The following is a 19,431-nucleotide window of genomic DNA, read 5'->3' as shown; positions in this document are numbered from 1 at the left end:
TTTATCTCAGTTAAATTAAGGTTATCGAATGACAAATAAAAAAAATCTAAGTATTGGCGGCATTATTGTCTTATTGATTGCTGCATATTTCGGTCTAGATTCATCTGGACATAAGAAGAATCAAACATCATTACCCACTCCTGTCACTCAGCATACTGAAACGGCGCTTTCAAATGATGGTGCGGATACCATAAAAACTGCTTATGATCGTAAACAAAGTAATGTTCAAGTGCAGGGAAGTGGTCGAGTAAAAGCAATTTTAAGAGAAGATAATGATGGGACAAGACACCAGAAATTTATTCTTGTATTAAAAAATGGTCTTTCAATTTTGGTCGCACATAATATTGATTTAGCACCAAAAATTGAAGATTTACACAAAGGGGATATTGTCGAATTTAATGGTGAATATGAATATAACGAAAAAGGTGGTGTATTGCATTGGACGCATCATGATCCACAAAATCGACATGAAAATGGTTGGCTAAAACATAATGGGCGTATTTACCAATAGAAAACGGGTATACATTTCTATCTAATAGCAATTTTGTTCTATGCATCTTTTTAAAACATGCTATGTTTTTTCTAGATAAATAGATGAGATGTATATATGTACCGCGAACAGGCTGACTACTTGCATTTGCGAGAGTTGGGCGGTTTAGAACTATTAAAAGCACATTACCACCAAACGCAATTTTCAAAGCATACCCATGAAGGATATTGTATTGGTGTGATTGAAGAAGGTGCACAGTCTTTTTTTAGGACGGGACAACTACATGTAGCCCCTAAAGGCGACATTATTTTGGTGAATGCAGACGAAATTCATACAGGTTCATCTGCTGTCGAATCGGGTTGGCGTTATCGAGCAATTTATCCTACACCAGAAATGCTTGCTGAAGTGAGTCAGGATTTTTTTGAGAATGGTCGTGGCGCACCTTGGTTTCCTCAAGCAGTTATTCAGGACTTAGGTTTGTCTCAACAACTTTGCTTGTTATTTGATTTATTAGAACAAAAAGATAATTTTTTGCTGAAAGAAACCATGTATCTGTCAACATTGGCGTGTTTAATGATGCGTCATGGGAAGTCGAGACATACCTTTTGTGAGTTACCAGAGGCTTATTCGAAAATCTTAAAAGTTAAAGATTTGTTGGCAGATATGCCTGAAAAGAATTTTTCTTTGCAGGAGTTGGCTGATATGGTTGGATTAAGCGCTTGGCATTTTTTAAGACAATTTAAAAAACATGTGGGTTTGCCACCTCATGCGTGGTTGGTACAGGCACGTTTGCAAAAAGCGAGACAGTTATTAAAGCAAGGTGATCAAATTGTGATGGTTGCACAGCAATGTGGGTTTTCTGATCAAAGTCATTTTAACCGTCACTTTAAAAAGGCAATGGGCGTTACACCTACCCAGTATGTAGCAAGCCTTAATCTCTAAAAATTTATTTTCATTTCTAACCGCAATTTTGTTCAAGAGAGTTTGGGCGAAATACAAGAAGCTCTATAAATACCTAATGTTATAGATGTCTAGAGATGAATGCTCACTTAAATCAATCTGTAAGATTTTCTAAAGGCCAACCTCCGTATCTTTTTTTACGAGGGGCGGTAGATATATTGCCATTATCTATTTCGGTTATTCCGTGGGCTATTTTGGCTGGTTCAATGGCAATTCATGCAGGTTTATCATTTTATAAAGGATTAGCAATGTCAGGAATTATTTTTGCTGGCGCTGCACAATTGGTCAGTTTGAGTATGGTGATGGAAGGTGCATCATTATTAACGATCTATATCACGATTTTCTTTCTTACTGCACAGCATTTTATTTATGCATTAACTTTAAGAAATGATATTTCTATTTTGTCTTTACCTAAACGATTAAGTTTAGGCTTTTTATTAACAGATGAATTGTTTGCTTTAAGTGCTCCGAACGAAAAAAGGCATCCTCATTATTTGTTAGGGGCGGGTATATGTTTTTATTTATTCTGGGTGGTTTTTAGTTTAGCCGGAATTTTATTGGCTACGGCGATTCCAGATTTATTGTCCTACCATTTAGATTTTTCGATTATTGCTATTTTTGTGGCCATGATTATTCCTATGTGTAAGGAAAAGCCTGTCATAGCTGGAGTTTTAATAACTTGTATTACTGGCTTTTTTCTCAAATTTTTAAACTTGGAAGGAGGTATTTTAATTTCTGGTTTATTGGGAATGCTTATTGCGGTTTTTGCAGAAAATAGAACAGGAGAAAAATAATATGTCATGGCTCATGATTTTAGGATTGGCTGCTATTGTGTTTTTTAATCGTTATTATTTTTTAGAACCGAATGTAAAAGTAAAATTACCCGTATTGATGAATAAAATGCTGAATTATTCAGCGCCTTGCTTATTAACTGCTATTTGTATACCAGTAATCTTTTTTGAGGGAAATGAACTAAGAGGTATTTTTGATAATCCTTACTTATACGCGACAATATTTTGTATTGTAATTGCTTTCTATTTAAAAAAAGTTTTACCAAGTGTGCTACTCAGCCTAGCATTTTTCTATTTTATAAATTTTCTAATAAATCAGTAAATTTAAGCTGAATCTAAAAGATTCAGCTTTTTAATAAATTATTGAGTAATCAATTTGTTCTGCCGACTTTTCCACTTTGGCAACATTTTTCCAAGATACGCATCCATACACCAAACTGGACCAATCAATAGAAATTGTAAATCTTTAAAGAAAGAAGGTTTTTTACCTTCAACTTTATGTCCGTAAAATTGTCCAATCCAAGCAATGACAAAAAGAGCAATATAAAATCCCACCCCTACAGGTAAGACATAAATAAGCCAAGCCATCACAACGAGAAGTGCAGCCATTGCTACTGCAAGTACAAGATCGAGTCGAGCATAGAAAATAAGAGTCAGTACAATGAGTAAAGCAGTGAGTAAGGCGCTAAAATGGGCGATGATTCCGATAATAGAAAACAAAATAGCTGGGACGCATACCCAGTGGATTTTCTTATTCGTTGGATTTTGATGGCTTTCACTGTATTCATCAAACCATTCACCAATAGATTTCATAGACCTTTTTCTCCATGTCTAATTTTGAATCATTCTTTTTATGCCTATATTTTAGCCTGTCGTTATGTGAGTAGACAAGAAAAGTTGCAAATCTTCCTTATCGTTCATTTATGTGATCTTAAAATTTAAGGATTCATCATCTGGAAAAAGCGGGTTGGAAAAGTTAAAAGCCGAACTTAAAAAAAGCGAATTCTATTTTAGAAAAATCTGGCTATTTATTTTTGGATTTTGAAGTCAGGAAATGACCCAAAAAAGCACTTTTTTATGAAAAGCCGGAAAATAACAGAAAAATACTCAACTCAACTGCTCTTAAAAGGCGATAAATAGCCCTTTTTAGACTAAAGTGGTACTAGGGTAGCGTAATTTTTTTAAAATGGCTCTAATCGAAAAATAGAAGAAAAAAATGAGAGGTATTAAAAAGATGTGTTTTTGGGTTAAAAATTAATCAATTTTGTAATTAAAAAAAGAGTGAAAACATAAAATTTTGAGCATGATTTTTATATTGGGGGGCTAAAAATTAAAAAGCCACAAATTAAATTGTGGCTTTTTCATGAACTCTAGGAGTAATCGCTTATGAAGTAGGACCGTCTACACGTTCAATACTTACTTTAGCAGTGCCTGCATTGGTAATACCAAGGCGTTTTGCTGCACCGTATGATAAATCAAGTACACGATTTGCATGGAATGGACCACGGTCGTTTACTTTTACTACCACACTTTTACCATTATCTTTGTTTGTCACCCGGATATAACAGTTCAATGGTAGACTGCGATGAGCAGCAGTAAGTGCATTCATGTCGAATGTTTCACCACTTGCAGTTTTACGACCGTGAAATTGACGACCATACCAAGATGCCATACCAGTTTGGCTAAACTTACGAACAGTATTTGAAGCTACTGTGTTAAGTTTTTCAATCACTGAAGGCTCATCTTCAGGGATTTCAATTTTAGCTGCGATAGCTTGACGACGAATTTGATCGCCAGAACGTTCAGTGATTGAAAGACTGTTAATGTTAGAAAAACGAGAATTAAAGCTTTGAGTATCTTTACTCAATACACGTGCAGCTAAATTTGCATTTGGACCATCTACATCACTGTTTAATGATGATGACTGCATCATTTCAGCGTGCAGTGGGGCCATGCTTAAACTAGCCGTCAGTGCAAGAATGTATTTCAGCGATAACTGCATTTATATAAACTCCTGAGAACATGCTCTTTTTCTTTTAGCAAAACGCTAAAAATTGAAGTGAACATGCCTAATTATTCACTTTTGCAATTGCTTGATTGGGGTGGATAATATTCATCGCTTACGGAGAGTGTCTAGTCTTTAACGAGAAATAGTTACAAAAAGGGCAAAAACTTACAGTTTTAGATTAAAAAATAATCAAATATGTAACAAGGTATTTAAAATGTGTGTATTGTGATCGATTTAACAAAAATATTTATTGACTTTTACAAAAACCCATCAAAAAGCTAGCCTATCGGCTAGCTACTTCTGTGCCTAACAACCATACTGCAGTCGCATACATTCGGCTTTTGTTATAAGTCGTAATCACTTGAAAATTTGGATAGGTTAAATAGTAAATCGGACCGTTATAGTCTTGTAATTGAATAACATTTACCATATCTAGATCATCAATTTTAACTAAAGGGTTTAATGGTGAAATCCCTTGAGTTTTGAGCACGCCATATGGAGAGGGCTGAGTTAGGTCTTTGGCAATGATATTTTCTGGATTTGAGCCAACATAACGAGCCATGAAGCCAATCGGTTGATCGCGTTGCCATCCTTGTTTTGCTAAGTAGTTTGCGATTGAACCAATTGCATCTTCTGCAGAGTTACGAAGATCAATGTGCCCATTACCGTCAAAATCGACTCCATACTTACTGATATTGCTTGGCATAAACTGTGGGTAGCCAATTGCTCCAGCATAAGAGCCAACAATACTATTGGTTGGATAGCCTTCTTTATAGGTCCATGCAATCAGAGCAGCTAACTCATCACTGAAATAATCAGCACGGCGCGGGTAACCAAATGCTAATGTCGCGAGCGCGTCACGAGTGATGAAAGAACCTTTATTGGCTCCATATCCTGTTTCAACACCTAAAATACCTAAAATGACAGCTTGAGAGACACCAAATTGCTGTTCAGCTCGGTTAAGTGCATCTGCATATTGGTTTTTAAAGCGGACACCACGCTGAATAGTACCTTCAACCAAAAACATAGAGCGATAGTCGTACCAAGGCTTACTTTCACCTGGGCGAGTCATAATATTTATAATGTTTGGTAAATTTTTTGCACCGCTCATCGCGGCATCTACTTGTACACTGCTTAAACCATAAGTATTCATGGCTTTTTGTTTAAAATTTAAATAATTAGGATCATTTACAAAATCATTGGCCTGAGCAAAATGACTTGTGCTCACTAGACCAGTACACAAAGCGAGTACTTTTAAAGTTTTATTAACAAATTGAGACAACATATCTTTTTTAAATTCCAAATTATCGATGTGTATGAATAGACATAACTAAACCAAAAGTGGCCATTAAAGTAATAATAGCGGTACCGCCATAACTCATAAAAGGCAAAGGAACACCCACTACAGGTAAAATACCACTGACCATTCCTGCGTTTACAAATACATAAACAAAAAAAGACAAACCAAAGGCGCCAGCAACCAAGCGTCCATAATTATGAAAGCTCTGTAAACCAATTTGGAATGTTCTAAAAATAATAGCTGAATAAAGAATAACTAATATAAGTACGCCAATCAGGCCAAATTCTTCGGAGTAAGCCGCAATAATAAAGTCAGTATGACCTTCTGGTAAAAAGTGTAAATGTGACTGTGTACCTTCAAGAAAACCTTTACCAGAGAAACCACCAGAACCAATAGCTGTTTTAGATTGAATAATGTTCCAGCCTGTTCCTAATGCATCTGCTTCTGGGTCAAGTAGCGTTAGAACACGTTGACGTTGATAGTCGTGTAAAAGGAATTCCCATGCAATTGGAATAACAATAGCGGCACAGGCTGCTGCTGCGCCGATCATACGCCAAGAAAGACCACTTAAAAATAGTACGAAAATACCACTGGCTAATACGAGTAGAGATGTTCCTAAGTCAGGTTGTTCCGCAATGAGTAAAAAAGGAACACCAATTAACATTAATGATAAAACAACTTGAGAAAAGCTAGGGGGAAGTGGTTTACGTGCTAAAAACCATGAAATCATCATTGGCATGCCAATTTTCATGAACTCACTGGGTTGCACACTTCCGAAACCAGGAATATCAATCCAGCGTTTAGCCCCCATACGAACTTCACCAAAGACCATAACTCCAATTAAGGAAAATAGTGCAAATAAATAAAAGTAGGGTGAAAAAGCTTGATAAACCTTTGGAGGAATTTGAGCCAGACCAATCATGACTAAAAAGCCAATACCAAAGCTCATAGCTTGTTTACTGACTAAGCCGACATCTTGTGCAGATGCACTATATAGTACCGTTAAACCTAACAGAGCATTTAGGAATAAAAATAGGCATAACCAAGGGTCAATATGGAGTTGCTGCCAACGTGAAGGTTGCATGGCAGTACTAAGACCATCTCGAGGAGCTTGGCGTAAAAATTTATATTGTGGACTAGGAGACATGCGGCTTTAACTAGGTCAATCAGTGCTTGGCGCATGCTAACATAAACGTGATTTATGGCAATGTATATCAATATTTTGCAATAAAAAAACCTGGCGTTTGCCAGGTTTCCGATAGTCTACTTTTTATTAGTTAAAGAATAGACCATCATGATATTCAGCCATCGCTTTCAATTCAGTGCGATTTAAACTTGGAATGAGTTTATCGATCGCGATATGAACCGCTTTAGTCACAGCAGCAGCGCCAATATCGGCTGCTTTACGCTTAATCATACCTAAATCTAATGTCTTGTTAAAATCAGACATAAAGTGTCTAACCATAGCATCACCAAACTGTTTATAGAGTTCCGCTAATGCTGCTTTATTAATGTCATTACCTGCCTGAAGCTCAGCAAAATTATGCTTCAAATTAGTCACTAAGCCAGCATCTAAAGCTACGCCAACTTTATATTGACCTTGTGGATCTTTAAATAAGCTTTTTTCTGAAAATTCAACTGACTGTTTAACAACATCATTTGGTGCTTTACCGAGTAATTGCTTTAAAAGTACGGCAACTGTAGATTTGACATAACCAGCAAGTTTTTCGGCAGTATCTCTTTTTTCACTCGCTGGGAAATGTTGTACTAACTGAATCAGTACATTATCAATAATTTCTTCATTGAGTTGTAAAGCAATTTTGTCTCGAAGTGGATATAGCGGTTCGCTAGAATTTTTATTCGCAATTCCAGTCTGCATATCGTTCAATAAGCCTTCAGAAGGGGTAAAACCAAAAAACGGCATGGTGTATCCTCAAATTATTCGTTTTATTGTCGTGCCAATCGAATCGGTTTTGGCATCCATGATAGATCCGATACTCGGCAAGGATTGATATCAAGTCCACCGCGGCGAGTATAAGTTGCATAAACCATCAGCTTTTCAGGCTGCAAATTTTGCCAAACATCTGCAAAGATTTGCTCAACACACTGTTCGTGGAAACCGTTATGCTGACGGTACGAGATAATATAAGCTAATACACTACGATAACAAGGTTTTTTGCCCTTAAAACGGATAAAAACTGTACCCCAATCCGGTTGTCCCGTGACTGGGCAGTTACTTCTCAAAAGATGAGAATACAGCTCAATTTCGACTTCTTCGTCAGACTCATCTAGTTTTAAAAGCGATGCATCGGGATGTTGTTCTAAACGTTCAGGTGTTAGATCATCAATACAAATGCCTTGTGGCTTGGAAATATCGAGATCATCTACTTGAAATAACGTGAGCTCAACTTTTGCACCTGCTGCAGCCGATAAATCTTTTTCAACTGTTTCAATGAATAACGCTTTAGAATCAAACTGAGTGAAGTTAAGACTATTGAAGTAAAGTTTTAATGACTTTGATTCAATCAAATTTGGTGAAGAAGCTGGCAAGGTAATTCTACCAATAGCAACCTGCGGAATACCGTGCGAGTTTAACCAAGATATTTCAAAAACATGCCACCAATCTTTACCTTGGGTAATGCCTTCAATATGTGAATAGTTTTCACGAGATTGAGCACGTGCAATTGGAAATAACACATCGGGTTGATAGCTAGTTGGATACTGGGTTTCTTTACCCAATAAAGACTGTTCGACACTCATTCACGCATTCCTGAACCACGAGCAAGTAAATAGTAAGCAACTCCGTAAAGTACAACACAACATAATGTCACAACGATTAAAGAGAACGTAACGTTCACATCACTGTGACCTAAGATGCCGAAACGGAAAGCATTAACCATATACACAATAGGATTAATTAAAGAAAGTTTTTGCCAAAAAGGACCAAGTGCACTAATGGCATAAAACACACCACCTAAATAGGTGAGTGGAGTAAGTACAAATGTTGGAATAATAGAAATATCATCAAAAGATTTTGCATAGACTGCATTAATGAAGCCGCCTAAGGAAAATAAAACAGATGTAATTAAGACTGTATATATAGTTACGAACCAATTATGTATAAAAAGGTCAGTAAAGAACATACTCATTGCAGTAACAATGGCCCCAACTAGAACACCACGACAAATACCACCAATCACATAGCCCCATAAAATAATATGTAATGGCACAGGGCTCATAATAAGTTCTTCAATGCTTTTTTGGAATTTCACACTAAAGAAACTGGAAGAGACGTTCGCATAACTGTTGGTAATAACAGCCATCATGATCAGGCCGGGCACAATAAACTGCATATAGCTTACGCCGCCCATTTGTCCAATACGTGAGCCAACCAAATTACCAAAGATGATAAAATACAAGCTCATGGTAATCGCAGGTGGTAATAAGGTTTGTGGCCAAATGCGAAGAAATCGTCGTACTTCTTTACGAACTAAAGTCCAGAGGGCAATTTGCAGTTGGTTAAAGTTCATTTTGCCTCTCCTTCAAGATTTTTCTCAACCATTTTGACAAATAGCTCTTCGAGGCGATTTGATTTGTTGCGCATACTACGAACACGAATACCTTGTGACTCTAAAAGTTGGAATAAGTCATTTAATGTATGAGCCTTATCCATGGTTACTTCTAAAGTGCTGCTATCAATTAAGTTGAATTTCACTCCAATAATGTTTAACTGGAGTGGGGCAATCGGTTCTGCTAAATCGAAAATAAAAGATTCTTCACTCAACTGGTTTAAGAAACTTTTCATACTGGTGTCTTCTTTGATGACACCGCGGTCAATGATGGCAATTTGACGACAGAGCATTTCCGCTTCTTCTAAATAGTGTGTCGTTAAAATAATAGAAGTGCCACTTTCGTTCATTTCGGTTAGAAAATCCCACATAGAACGACGTAACTCAATATCTACGCCGGCAGTAGGTTCATCTAAAATAAGAAGTTTAGGCTCATGCATCATGGCACGGGCAATCATTAGACGGCGTTTCATACCACCAGACAGCATGCGTGCTTGTATATTGCGTTTTTCCCACAAGCCAAGTTTTTCTAAATAATGTTCGGCACGTTTTTCGGCAATCTTTTTGTGAATGCCGTAATAGCCAGCTTGAGTGACTAAAATATCGAAGGCTTTTTCAAACTGCCCAAAATTAAATTCTTGAGGGACAACGCCAAGCTGTTGTTTTGCCAAGGATGGGTGAGTGTCGAGATTGTGCCCAAAAATCTCAACTGTTCCTGAGGTCTTTTTTGTGAGGGAGCTGATAATACCAATGGTTGTTGATTTGCCGGCACCATTTGGGCCTAACAACGCATAAAATTCACCTTCAGGCACAGTGAGGTTAATACCTTTTAACGCCTGAAAACCATTACGATATGTTTTGGACAAATCTTTTAATACCAAAGCATCAGTCATGAAATTCTCACATTATGAAAGAGGGGTATATTTTGAGCGATAATGATTAATAAACCAAGTAAAATAGTCGGAATTTTCTGAAATTGGAATAAATTTATGAAGTTATTATATATAAATTGGTGCGCCCGGCGGGGATCGAACCCACGACCCCAGGCTTCGGAAACCTGTACTCTATCCAACTGAGCTACGAGCGCACATGTGTGGGGCACATCATAGGAAAAAAACACCGGTAGGTAAAGCACGAAATACATACCAAGTGAGTTTAATGCTTATTTAAACAGCAGCTTGTTCTATTTTTAGATGCGTTGTTGAATAAGCTGAATTGAATAGTTAATAGATTGAAGTGTCTTTGCTAGCTCATGAGGTGGAATACGTGACTCTTGTAAGTGAGTAATCCATTGCATTTGACACATTTTAAGTTCTTGAAGTGTTTTGATTTGCTCTATTTTTTGAATAAGGGGTTTTGCCATAAGGCCACAGAACTGACCTAAGCTTTGTTTCATTAATAATTGTATTTCTTCAAAAGACAGTTGCTGAACTGGAATAGATGGCTGGTCATTTTCTATATTTGAAGAAGTTACAGACGTTGATTGGGGAACCTGAATCTCTCCAACTAAATCGTTACTTTTATTCTCATCAATATTTTTCGGATGTACTTCATTTGATGGTATAGATGACTCTTGCATAGATATTTGCTCGGTCAACTCTGAGTAACTTTCGTTAGAAGTAGCAATGAGTTTTAAATCAATCAGTTGTTGAATCAGCTCTGGAGGAGCAATACGCTTTTTAAACTCACTATTAAGGCTTTGAAAATCTTCATGATCAATGAGTAGAAGTAAACGTCTTTGTTTTGCATTTAACGTAATATTACGTTGTTGAAGCGCAACTCTTCCCAAATTGGTTCGATAAAAACCAGACATTGTATTTCCCCAATATAAAAATGAAGCAGACTGTTTAATTTTTATCAAACAGTACTGTTCTTAATAAAATATAAATGGGGTTAAAGATAAAACTCAAAAATGACAATATGATGAAGAATTTATGAATATCATCTATTTAAGTTAAGTCTTTAAAATGCACTTTCTAATGCCTTACGTAAATAGGCATCAAGTTCGTCTTGACGTAGAAGCCATTGAATATAATCTTTTGGCAGTTCAGCAATTGCTGTACCTTTATGCTTACCAAAGTTAATAGTCGTGGGGATACGGGCTTCTTCAGAAACTTGGTAAAGCTCTTCAATATCTTGAATATTTAAATGATAGATAATATGCATCAAAATATTGGCAGTTAAAATAATATCGGCATCGGCACGGTGTGCACCTTTGAGTAATTCTCGTGCTTTACTGCTGCCTTGAGAAATCATATAAATGAGTGCAGAAATATTATGAGCTTCTGCATCTGGCCAAGCTTTGCGTGCTAAAGCTAAAGTACAAATTGGTTTTATATGAGATACATCAACGCCACAACGAGCAATAGCTGCAATATCATAATCAATGTTGTGACCAATAATATAAGTTGTGCTATCAGGTAATTTAAATGTTTTATAGTGAGGCTGGTTTTCTAGGTCAGACTCCAAGATGTGATGCACCGCCATCGCAGCATAAGAGATCGGCGTTCCAACCTGATAGAGCTGATCAAATAATTTGCTTTTATCTAAAGTCAGTTTACCTGCATTAAGTTCAATGGGAGCGTATGCAATTTCAATAGGCAAACCATTTAGTGTATGAGTTTCTGTATCTAAAATAATGGCTTGCATCTTTTGAACCTTTAAACAATCACAAGTAACCGTCAATGTTAACAGTTGACTAGCGACTTTAAAACATAGAATAAGGTTAGATATAGCTATGAAATTTAATTTATGTTGAAAAGTAGAAAATCTCGCTACTTATTTTGATTAAATATCACTTGCGAAAAGTGAAGATTAGGCGTAATTGTTTGTAAGACATTTAAAATGTTCATTAAAAACTAAAGCACAACAAAAATCGAATTTAAGGGAAGATATACCAATGAAAATGAAACTGTTCATGACCAGTGTTCTTAGCACAAGTTTATTGTTGACGGCATGTGGTGGTGGAAGTAGTGATGACAGTCCAGCAACTACTGATCCATCTGGTACACCAGCCAATAATATTCAAAATCCAGTGGTTAAAGTCGATGCTTACACAAGTACTAACTTAGGGGCGGTTGCTGCTGAAAGTAGTATTTTGACTTATAAAATGTTAGGCCAAAGTGGACAAGAGGTTCAGGCAACAAGTTTAGTATTTACACCGACGACACCACCACCAGCAGGCGGTTGGCCAATTGTGGTTTGGGCTCATGGTACGACAGGGGTTGCAGATGCATGCGCACCAAGTAAATCGGCATTAACAGATAGTACTAAAGATTTAATTAGTAAACTTCTTGCGGCGGGTTATGTCGTTGTCGCACCTGATTATGAGGGTTTAGGAACCCCAGGTATACATCCATTCTTAAATGTTAAAAGTGAAGCTTATTCAATTACTGACGCCGTGGTTGCAACACGCAATTATTTATCTCAGCGTAATTTATTGACTTCGAATAAATGGGTCACTGTAGGTCACTCTCAGGGTGGGCATGCTGCATTGGGTGCTGCACAATATGCAAGTCGTGCACAGCTAAACTATAAAGGTACAGTAGCAGTAGCACCAGCTTCAAATCTAGGATTTATTTTAATTGCAGGTGAACAAGCCGTTGCCAATGCAACTTTGGATAAAAAGATCCCAATGTATGCACAGCTTGATACATATACTGCTTTAGTTACAGCTGGCATTCGAAATACACAACCAAGCTTTGATTATTCGCAGGTATTTACTTCACAAACCGCAAGTACTGCACAGCAGGCGGAAACAATTTGTGCAGGGCCATTGGGTCAAGCCTTTGGTGCAGGTATGACTAAGTATGCTACAGAGCATAATGGAACACTGGATGGATATACGCGTACTCAACCTAATTTTATGGCAGTACCTTTAGTTAAAACATTCTTAGATAAAGATTCTCAACCTTTACAGGCAAAAGTCACTACCCCGATTATTATTTATCAGGGCTTAGCAGATACAACAGTTCCGAAAGTAGCGACTGATATTTTGATATCTAATGCCACTGTGGTAGGTACAAAAATTAATAGCTATGTGACGGGTAACTGGGATCACGATTCAGCAATGAGTAGTAATGTAGATAACATTGTTGGAAATGTACAAAACCTATTGTCAGCTCAATAAGGGTAATGATATTTAAAGTTTTTTTGTTGCTATAAAAAGCTAAATTTAACTTTAGAAAATTATTAAATAAATGCTTTTTAAGTGTTTATAAATTATTTTAGATTTGATGGCTCATTTTTTATAAAAATTGAGCCATTTTTATTTAAAACTGAGCTAACTTGATTCTGTTTAATTATAAAGTTCATGCTACAATATGCCGCAATCTTAGCACGGCTTAAAAGCCCTAATTTATAGGACCCCCGCTAATGTTTGCCAATATTTCCATTTCTGAATTTGATCCAGAATTAGCTCAAGCTATTGCTTCTGAAGATGAGCGTCAAGAAGCACATATCGAGTTAATTGCATCTGAAAACTATTGCTCTCCTGCTGTGATGGAAGCGCAAGGATCAAAACTTACGAACAAATACGCAGAAGGTTATCCAGGCAAACGCTATTATGGCGGTTGCGAGTATGTAGATGTTATTGAGCAAATGGCGATCGACCGTGCTAAAGAACTTTTTGGTGCTGATTACGCAAACGTTCAACCACATGCTGGTTCACAAGCTAACTCTGCTGTTTATTTAGCACTTCTTAACCCAGGCGACACAGTTTTGGGTATGAGCTTGGCTCACGGTGGTCACTTGACTCACGGTGCAAAAGTAAGCTTCTCTGGTAAAACTTATAACGCTGTTCAGTATGGTTTAAACTCTGAAACTGGCGAGATCGATTACGAAGAAGTTGAACGTTTAGCGTTAGAGCACAAGCCACGAATGATCGTTGCTGGTTTCTCTGCTTATAGCCGTGTTGTAGATTGGCAACGTTTCCGTGACATCGCGGACAAAGTTGGCGCTTACCTTTTTGTTGATATGGCTCACGTTGCAGGTCTTGTTGCTGCTGGCGTATATCCAAACCCAGTTCAAATTGCTGACGTAACTACAACGACGACTCACAAAACACTTCGTGGTCCACGTTCTGGTTTAATCCTTGCGAAAGCGAATGAAGAAATCGAGAAAAAACTTCAATCAGCTGTATTCCCTGGTAACCAAGGTGGTCCATTAATGCATGCGATTGCTGCTAAAGCAATCTGCTTCAAAGAAGCAATGTCTGATGACTTTAAAGCTTACCAACAACAAGTTGTGAAAAATGCTCAAGCAATGGCTGAAGTATTAATCGCACGTGGTTATGATGTTGTTTCTGGCGGTACAGACAACCACTTATTCTTGTTATCTTTAATCAAACAAGACGTAACTGGTAAAGATGCTGACGCTTGGTTAGGTGCTGCTCACATTACTGTGAACAAAAACTCAGTTCCAAATGACCCACGTTCTCCATTTGTAACTTCTGGTATCCGTATTGGTACTCCAGCAGTAACAACTCGTGGTTTTGGTGAAGTTGAAGTTCGTGAACTTGCTGGTTGGATCGCTGACGTGATTGACAGCAAAGGTGACGAAAAAGTTATTGCTGATGTAAAAGCGAAAGTTGAAGCTGTTTGTGCAAAATTCCCTGTATATGCAAAATAATTTGTGTGTATAAAAAAAGCGCCGTAAGGCGCTTTTTTTATATCAGTTATTCCAACCCCCACCTAAAGCACGGATTAAGTTTACACTAGCAATGATTTGGCCACCTTTAAGCTGAGCTGCCAATTGTTCTTGCTGCAAAATAGTCCGGTCGGAGTCAATCACATCAAGATAGCTAATCGCACCTTCTCGATAGCGTAGATGAGACAGTTGATTTGCATGGCGAGACGATGAGAGTGCTTGGTTTTGAGCTTGAATTTGCTGATCAAGAATACGTTGATCGGACAAACCATTTTCAACTTCACGAAAGGCGTTTAGTACAGTTTGTCTATAGTTGGCAACACTTTCTTCATAAGCTGCTCGTGCTTGAGCAACACCTGCTTTATGTTGTCCGCCATCAAATAATGGTAAAGATAAAATAGTACCTGCGACTGGACCAAGCAAGAAGGTACGGCTCGACCATTTACCTAACTCGCTTAAACTTGAAGATTCATAACCTAAGGCACCCGTTAGATTAACTTTCGGGAAAAAAGCTGCACGGGCAATTCCAATACGTGCATTATCTGCTGCCATAGCACGTTCAGCAGCAGCAATGTCAGGTCGCCTTTCAAGTAAAATCGATGGTAATCCTGCTGGAAGACGAAGACTATTTGTAGTTAAAGGTTGGACAGCTAAGCTAAAGTCAGCTGGTGTTTTGCCTAACAATACTGCAAGTGCATGTTCAGCATTGGCTCTGTTACGAGCAATGCTCAGTGCATTGGTTTGAGCTGTAGCAAGTTCAGTTTGTGCACGAGAAACATCTAATTCACTGACTAAGCCATTTTTAAATCGGGTTTGAACGAGATCTCGTGTCTCACCAAGTAATTTAATAGTACGATTATAAATTGCTTGTTCAGCATCAAGCTGGCGAATGAGAAAATAACCTTGTGCAACATCGGCCTGTAACGCTAAAAGTGCCGACTGATATAACGCTTCTTGCTGTTGTAGATCCGCTGTTGCTGCATTGACACTACTAGCGATACGACCAAATAAATCGAGCTCATATGAAACATTTGCTTGAGCGCGCCATAAGGTTTGTGCAGATGTATGAGCATTGTCATCTAACCCCAATGAAGCAGGAGAGGTTTTTTGACGAGTTGGGCCAAAGCCAGCACCAATACTTGGCAAACGTTCAGCTTGTGCTGCCGAACGTATTGCGCGTGAAGCCTGAATATTAGCTGCCACCGCTTTAAGATTTTGGTTGCCGGCAATCGCTTGTTGTTCTACCTCATTCAATTGAGCATCATTAAAAACACGCCACCATTCACCTCGAACTTGCTGATCGGCAGGCTGGGCAATTTTCCAATTATTGTCTTCAAGTTTAGGGTCTGACTCTTTGAATTTGACAGGAACTATGACTTTTGCAGGTTGATATTCCGGAGCCAAAGAGCAGCCTGCAAGAAGCAGGCTCCCCATGAGTGAGGACAATAACAAGCTTTGTTTTGCTGTAGTCATTAAATGTCCTCCTTAATGATCGTGTGGGTTGGCTAATGGTGCTTCATGAACTGCTGCTGAATGCAATTTATGTTTGCTATTCAATGTACGAATCAGGACATAAAAGGCAGGGGTCAGGAATAAACCAAAGAAAGTTACCCCGATCATTCCGAAGAACACTGCAACACCCATGGCATGACGCATTTCAGAACCTGCGCCAGTTGAAGTAACCAGTGGGACTACACCCATAATGAATGCAATAGATGTCATTAAAATTGGACGTAAACGAAGACGACTTGCTTCAACTGCTGCTTTAAAAGCAGTTGCTCCTTGCATTTCGAGTTCCCGCGCAAATTCAACAATCAAAATGGCATTTTTACAGGCCAGCCCAACCAGTACCATCAGACCGATTTGGGTAAAGATGTTGTTATCTCCACTGGTGAGCCAAACACCAGTCAGAGCCGCCAAAATTCCCATCGGTACAATTAAGATGACTGCTAATGGTAAGGTTAGACTTTCATATTGAGCAGCTAAAACTAAGAACACCAGTAATACGCTAATTGGGAATACCCAGAGTCCTGCATTACCAGCCAAGATTTTTTGGTAAGTTAAATCTGTCCACTCAAACTTGATACCACGCGGCAAAGTTTGTGCAGCAATACGTTCAACCGCAGCTTCTGCTTGGCTAGATGAATAACCCGGCGCAGGACCGCCATTAATATCTGCTGCGGTATAACCGTTATAACGCACCACCATTTCAGGGCCATAGGTTTGAGTTACATTCACCAATGAAGATAATGGCACCATTTGTCCGGCACTATTACGGGTTTTAAGCTGCAAAATATCTTCAGGGTTGGCACGGAAAGGTGCATCTGCCTGTGCTCGAACCTGATAAACACGTCCAAAGCGGTTAAAGTCGTTAACGTACTGAGAACCTAAATAAATCTGCATGGTGTTGAAAACATCTGTCACGGCAACACCTTGTTGCTTAGCTTTCACGCGGTCCAAATCTACGTTGAGTTGAGGCACGTTAATTTGATAACTTGAGAACATTGGACCAAGTTCAGGAGCTGATTGTGCTGCTTTCATAAAGTTTTGAGCAGCATCATTCAAGGCTGAATAGCCTAAGGCACCTCGGTCTTCAAGTTGAAGTTTAAAGCCGCCCATAGTCCCTAAGCCCATCACAGGTGGTGGTGGGAAAACCGCAATATAAGCATCTTGAATAGCTGAGTATTTCTGGTTTAAGGCACCTGCAATAGCATTTGCAGATAAGTCTTTGGCCTTACGTTCATCGAATGGCTTTAAGGTCACAAAGACAATACCGGCACTTGAGCTATTGGTGAAACCGTTAATTGAGAGACCAGGGAAGGCAACCGCGCTTTCTACACCAGGTTGTTTAAGTGCCGTATCACTCATTTTACGAATGACAGCTTCGGTACGATCTAATGATGCGCCGTTTGGTAGCTGCGCAAAACTAATCAAATATTGTTTATCTTGAGCGGGAACAAAGCCACCCGGAACAATATAAGAAATACCAACAGTTAAACCTAAAAGTGCTGCATAGACACCCATTGCCGATGCTTTATGGGAGATAACACGACTTACGCCTTTACCATAGTTGTCTGATGCACGGGTAAATACGCGGTTAAACAGCGCAAAGAAACGTCCAAATACACGATTCATAAGGCGTGTTAATGCATCAGGTTTCGCATCATGTCCTTTTAGTAGCATGGCAGCTAAGGCAGGAGATAGCGTAAGGGAGTTAAATGCCGAAATAACCGTTGAAATGGCAATGGTCATGGCAAATTGTTTATAAAATTGCCCTGTTAAGCCTGTCATAAAGGCAAGAGGTACGAAAACGGCAACCAGCGTTAAGGCAATGGCAATAATCGGTCCGCTTACTTCTCGCATGGCACGATAAGTTGCTTCCCTTGGGTTTAGGCCTGCTTCAATATTCCTCTCTACGTTTTCGACGACGACAATCGCGTCATCGACCACAATCCCGATGGCAAGTACCATCCCGAACAGTGAAAGAGCATTGATCGAGTAACCAAAAGCAAGCATGAGCGCGAATGTACCAATAATTGAAACTGGTACGGCAAGTAATGGAATGATTGAAGCACGCCATGTTTGTAAGAATAAAATAACGACCACAACAACCAGTGCAATTGCTTCAAGTAAGGTATGAACGACTGCTTTAATACTGGCACGTACGAATTGAGTCGGATCGTACACAATGTCGTATTTAATTGAAGATGGGAAATCTTTTGAAAGTTCTTTCATTGTGCTACGCACTTGATCAGAAACTTGCAAAGCATTCGCGCCCGGTGCTTGGAAAATTGGAATGGCGACCGCTTGTTTGTTATCAAGTAATGAACGCAAGCCATATTGTGAAGCTGCAAGTTCAACGCGTGCAACATCACCCAATCGAGTGACCGCACCATCAGGAGCAGTTTTTAAAATGATATCTGCGAATTCTTGCTCAGTGGTTAAACGACCTTGAGCGTTTACCGAAAGTTGTAAAGGGGAATTACTTGGTGATGCACCAATGGTTCCTGCTGCAACTTGAATGTTTTGTTCGCGGATTGCACTGACAATTTCAGTGGCTGTGAGATTACGTTGCGCTACTTTCTGTGGGTCGAGCCACACACGCATCGCGTAGTCACCAGAACCAAATAAACCGACTTCACCTACACCTTGTAAGCGTGCCAAACGGTCTTTTACGTTTAGCACCGCGTAGTTACGTAAGTAAGTCATGTCATAGCGATTATCTGGTGAGGTCAGATGCACAACCATGGTTAAAGTCGGTGAGCTTTTTAAAGTAGTAACGCCTAAACGCTGTACGTCTTCAGGTAAACGAGGCAGGGCTTGAGATACACGGTTTTGAACCAATTGCTGTGCTTTATCTGGGTCGATACCGAGCTTAAAATTCACCGTAATGGTTAAATTACCGTCGCTGTTTGCCTGAGATTGCATATACAGCATGTCTTCAACGCCGTTAATTGATTCTTCAAGCGGAGAAGCAACAGTTTCAGCAATGACTTTTGGGTTTGCACCCGGATATTGAGCACGTACCACCACAGAGGGTGGAACAACTTCCGGATATTCTGAAATCGGTAATTTAAATACCGACAGTAAACCGGCAAGTAAAATCAGTACTGATAACACACCAGCAAAGATCGGCCGATCAATAAAAAATTTAGAGATATTCATAT

General features: G+C 38.8%; 18 protein-coding genes, 1 tRNA gene and 1 pseudogene. 6 read left to right on the top strand and 14 right to left on the bottom strand.

Annotation, left to right across the window (positions count from 1 at the left end):
• Positions 1–28: 28 nt before the first annotated feature.
• The 4 genes from B554_RS0104735 to B554_RS0104720 all read left to right on the top strand — a co-directional run bounded on the left by B554_RS0104735 (position 29) and on the right by B554_RS0104720 (position 2,563).
• Positions 29–511, top strand: a complete 483-nt coding sequence (locus B554_RS0104735) for a DUF3465 domain-containing protein (protein ID WP_019457161.1) — start codon at positions 29–31, stop codon at positions 509–511.
• Between the two features lie 96 nt (positions 512–607).
• Positions 608–1,432, top strand: coding sequence for an AraC family transcriptional regulator (locus B554_RS0104730; protein ID WP_019457160.1), 825 nt, complete (start codon positions 608–610; stop codon positions 1,430–1,432).
• 95 nt (positions 1,433–1,527) lie between these two features.
• The gene (locus B554_RS0104725) at positions 1,528–2,244 is read left to right on the top strand and encodes an AzlC family ABC transporter permease (RefSeq protein WP_019457159.1); all 717 of its coding nucleotides are present in this window, start codon (positions 1,528–1,530) and stop codon (positions 2,242–2,244) included.
• Between the two features lies 1 nt (position 2,245).
• A complete protein-coding gene (locus B554_RS0104720; protein WP_019457158.1) occupies positions 2,246–2,563 on the top strand; it encodes an AzlD domain-containing protein in 318 nt (105 codons plus the stop codon).
• A 38-nt stretch (positions 2,564–2,601) separates the two neighbouring features.
• On the opposite strand, the gene B554_RS0104715 is transcribed toward B554_RS0104720, so the two are convergent.
• The 11 genes from B554_RS0104715 to B554_RS0104665 all read right to left on the bottom strand — a co-directional run bounded on the left by B554_RS0104715 (position 2,602) and on the right by B554_RS0104665 (position 11,767).
• Complete coding sequence (locus B554_RS0104715) at positions 2,602–3,054, bottom strand: DUF962 domain-containing protein (RefSeq protein WP_019457157.1); 453 nt, start codon at positions 3,052–3,054, stop codon at positions 2,602–2,604.
• Between the two features lie 571 nt (positions 3,055–3,625).
• A complete protein-coding gene (locus B554_RS0104710; RefSeq protein WP_002052473.1) occupies positions 3,626–4,243 on the bottom strand; it encodes a septal ring lytic transglycosylase RlpA family protein in 618 nt (205 codons plus the stop codon).
• Between the two features lie 289 nt (positions 4,244–4,532).
• Entirely contained in the window at positions 4,533–5,534 is a 1,002-nt protein-coding gene (gene mltB / locus B554_RS0104705) for a lytic murein transglycosylase B (RefSeq protein ID WP_019457156.1), read from the bottom strand.
• A gap of 19 nt (positions 5,535–5,553) precedes the next feature.
• Positions 5,554–6,696 (bottom strand): rod shape-determining protein RodA, encoded by a 1,143-nt coding sequence (gene rodA / locus B554_RS0104700; RefSeq protein WP_019457155.1) that lies wholly within the window; start codon positions 6,694–6,696, stop codon positions 5,554–5,556.
• Between the two features lie 126 nt (positions 6,697–6,822).
• On the bottom strand, positions 6,823–7,473 hold the full coding sequence (locus B554_RS0104695; protein WP_019457154.1) for a hypothetical protein: 651 nt from the start codon (positions 7,471–7,473) through the stop codon (positions 6,823–6,825).
• A 23-nt stretch (positions 7,474–7,496) separates the two neighbouring features.
• Positions 7,497–8,309 (bottom strand): NADPH-dependent 7-cyano-7-deazaguanine reductase QueF, encoded by an 813-nt coding sequence (gene queF, locus B554_RS0104690; RefSeq protein ID WP_004700447.1) that lies wholly within the window; start codon positions 8,307–8,309, stop codon positions 7,497–7,499.
• Positions 8,306–9,079: an ABC transporter permease gene (locus tag B554_RS0104685; protein WP_019457153.1), complete on the bottom strand. Its 774-nt coding sequence runs from the start codon at positions 9,077–9,079 to the stop codon at positions 8,306–8,308. Before B554_RS0104685 ends, queF begins: the two co-directional genes overlap by 4 nt.
• Positions 9,076–10,011 carry an ABC transporter ATP-binding protein gene (locus tag B554_RS0104680; RefSeq protein ID WP_004700452.1) on the bottom strand — a complete coding sequence of 312 codons (936 nt, stop codon included), beginning with the start codon at positions 10,009–10,011 and terminating at the stop codon, positions 9,076–9,078. The genes B554_RS0104685 and B554_RS0104680 overlap by 4 nt, the downstream gene beginning before the upstream one ends.
• A 117-nt stretch (positions 10,012–10,128) precedes the next feature.
• Positions 10,129–10,205: transfer RNA gene (locus B554_RS0104675), tRNA-Arg, on the bottom strand.
• A gap of 102 nt (positions 10,206–10,307) precedes the next feature.
• The gene (locus B554_RS0104670) at positions 10,308–10,931 is read right to left on the bottom strand and encodes a hypothetical protein (RefSeq protein ID WP_019457152.1); all 624 of its coding nucleotides are present in this window, start codon (positions 10,929–10,931) and stop codon (positions 10,308–10,310) included.
• A 149-nt stretch (positions 10,932–11,080) separates the two neighbouring features.
• Positions 11,081–11,767 carry a putative quorum-sensing-regulated virulence factor gene (locus tag B554_RS0104665; RefSeq protein WP_019457151.1) on the bottom strand — a complete coding sequence of 229 codons (687 nt, stop codon included), beginning with the start codon at positions 11,765–11,767 and terminating at the stop codon, positions 11,081–11,083.
• A gap of 250 nt (positions 11,768–12,017) precedes the next feature.
• Here B554_RS0104665 and B554_RS0104660 point away from each other — a divergent pair, with 250 nt between their 5' ends.
• Positions 12,018–13,247, top strand: a complete 1,230-nt coding sequence (locus tag B554_RS0104660; RefSeq protein ID WP_019457150.1) for an alpha/beta hydrolase — start codon at positions 12,018–12,020, stop codon at positions 13,245–13,247.
• A 107-nt stretch (positions 13,248–13,354) separates the two neighbouring features.
• Here B554_RS0104660 and B554_RS19090 read toward each other — a convergent pair.
• A pseudogene (locus B554_RS19090) lies at positions 13,355–13,432 on the bottom strand (hypothetical protein); the annotation flags it as partial.
• Positions 13,433–13,492: 60 nt separating this feature from the next.
• On the opposite strand from B554_RS19090, the gene glyA reads away from it, so the two are divergent.
• Positions 13,493–14,746, top strand: a complete 1,254-nt coding sequence (glyA, locus tag B554_RS0104655) for a serine hydroxymethyltransferase (protein ID WP_019457149.1) — start codon at positions 13,493–13,495, stop codon at positions 14,744–14,746.
• 42 nt (positions 14,747–14,788) lie between these two features.
• Here the strand turns inward: glyA and B554_RS0104650 are convergent, their stop codons facing one another.
• Both B554_RS0104650 and adeG read right to left on the bottom strand, forming a co-directional pair.
• Complete coding sequence (locus B554_RS0104650) at positions 14,789–16,237, bottom strand: efflux transporter outer membrane subunit (protein ID WP_019457148.1); 1,449 nt, start codon at positions 16,235–16,237, stop codon at positions 14,789–14,791.
• 12 nt (positions 16,238–16,249) lie between these two features.
• On the bottom strand, positions 16,250–19,429 hold the full coding sequence (gene adeG, locus B554_RS0104645) for a multidrug efflux RND transporter permease subunit AdeG (protein ID WP_019457147.1): 3,180 nt from the start codon (positions 19,427–19,429) through the stop codon (positions 16,250–16,252).
• Between the last annotated feature and the right edge of the window lie 2 nt (positions 19,430–19,431).

This window comes from Acinetobacter sp. GG2 (assembly GCF_000292385.1).
Lineage (GTDB): Bacteria > Pseudomonadota > Gammaproteobacteria > Pseudomonadales > Moraxellaceae > Acinetobacter > Acinetobacter seifertii.
Note: the sequence above shows the minus strand (reverse complement) of the source record. Positions and strands in the feature narration are given on the sequence as shown.

Coding starts and splice junctions, on each gene's coding strand:
- B554_RS0104665 (WP_019457151.1), bottom strand. CDS start 11,767: ATGCAAGCCATTATTTTAGATACAGAAACTCATACACTAAATGGTTTG.
- B554_RS0104660 (WP_019457150.1), top strand. CDS start 12,018: ATGAAAATGAAACTGTTCATGACCAGTGTTCTTAGCACAAGTTTATTG.
- B554_RS0104735 (WP_019457161.1), top strand. CDS start 29: ATGACAAATAAAAAAAATCTAAGTATTGGCGGCATTATTGTCTTATTG.
- B554_RS0104670 (WP_019457152.1), bottom strand. CDS start 10,931: ATGTCTGGTTTTTATCGAACCAATTTGGGAAGAGTTGCGCTTCAACAA.
- rodA (WP_019457155.1), bottom strand. CDS start 6,696: ATGTCTCCTAGTCCACAATATAAATTTTTACGCCAAGCTCCTCGAGAT.
- B554_RS0104710 (WP_002052473.1), bottom strand. CDS start 4,243: ATGCAGTTATCGCTGAAATACATTCTTGCACTGACGGCTAGTTTAAGC.
- B554_RS0104720 (WP_019457158.1), top strand. CDS start 2,246: ATGTCATGGCTCATGATTTTAGGATTGGCTGCTATTGTGTTTTTTAAT.
- B554_RS0104695 (WP_019457154.1), bottom strand. CDS start 7,473: ATGCCGTTTTTTGGTTTTACCCCTTCTGAAGGCTTATTGAACGATATG.
- B554_RS0104650 (WP_019457148.1), bottom strand. CDS start 16,237: ATGACTACAGCAAAACAAAGCTTGTTATTGTCCTCACTCATGGGGAGC.
- glyA (WP_019457149.1), top strand. CDS start 13,493: ATGTTTGCCAATATTTCCATTTCTGAATTTGATCCAGAATTAGCTCAA.
- queF (WP_004700447.1), bottom strand. CDS start 8,309: ATGAGTGTCGAACAGTCTTTATTGGGTAAAGAAACCCAGTATCCAACT.
- mltB (WP_019457156.1), bottom strand. CDS start 5,534: ATGTTGTCTCAATTTGTTAATAAAACTTTAAAAGTACTCGCTTTGTGT.
- B554_RS0104715 (WP_019457157.1), bottom strand. CDS start 3,054: ATGAAATCTATTGGTGAATGGTTTGATGAATACAGTGAAAGCCATCAA.
- B554_RS0104685 (WP_019457153.1), bottom strand. CDS start 9,079: ATGAACTTTAACCAACTGCAAATTGCCCTCTGGACTTTAGTTCGTAAA.
- B554_RS0104680 (WP_004700452.1), bottom strand. CDS start 10,011: ATGACTGATGCTTTGGTATTAAAAGATTTGTCCAAAACATATCGTAAT.
- B554_RS0104730 (WP_019457160.1), top strand. CDS start 608: ATGTACCGCGAACAGGCTGACTACTTGCATTTGCGAGAGTTGGGCGGT.
- B554_RS0104725 (WP_019457159.1), top strand. CDS start 1,528: ATGAATGCTCACTTAAATCAATCTGTAAGATTTTCTAAAGGCCAACCT.
- adeG (WP_019457147.1), bottom strand. CDS start 19,429: ATGAATATCTCTAAATTTTTTATTGATCGGCCGATCTTTGCTGGTGTG.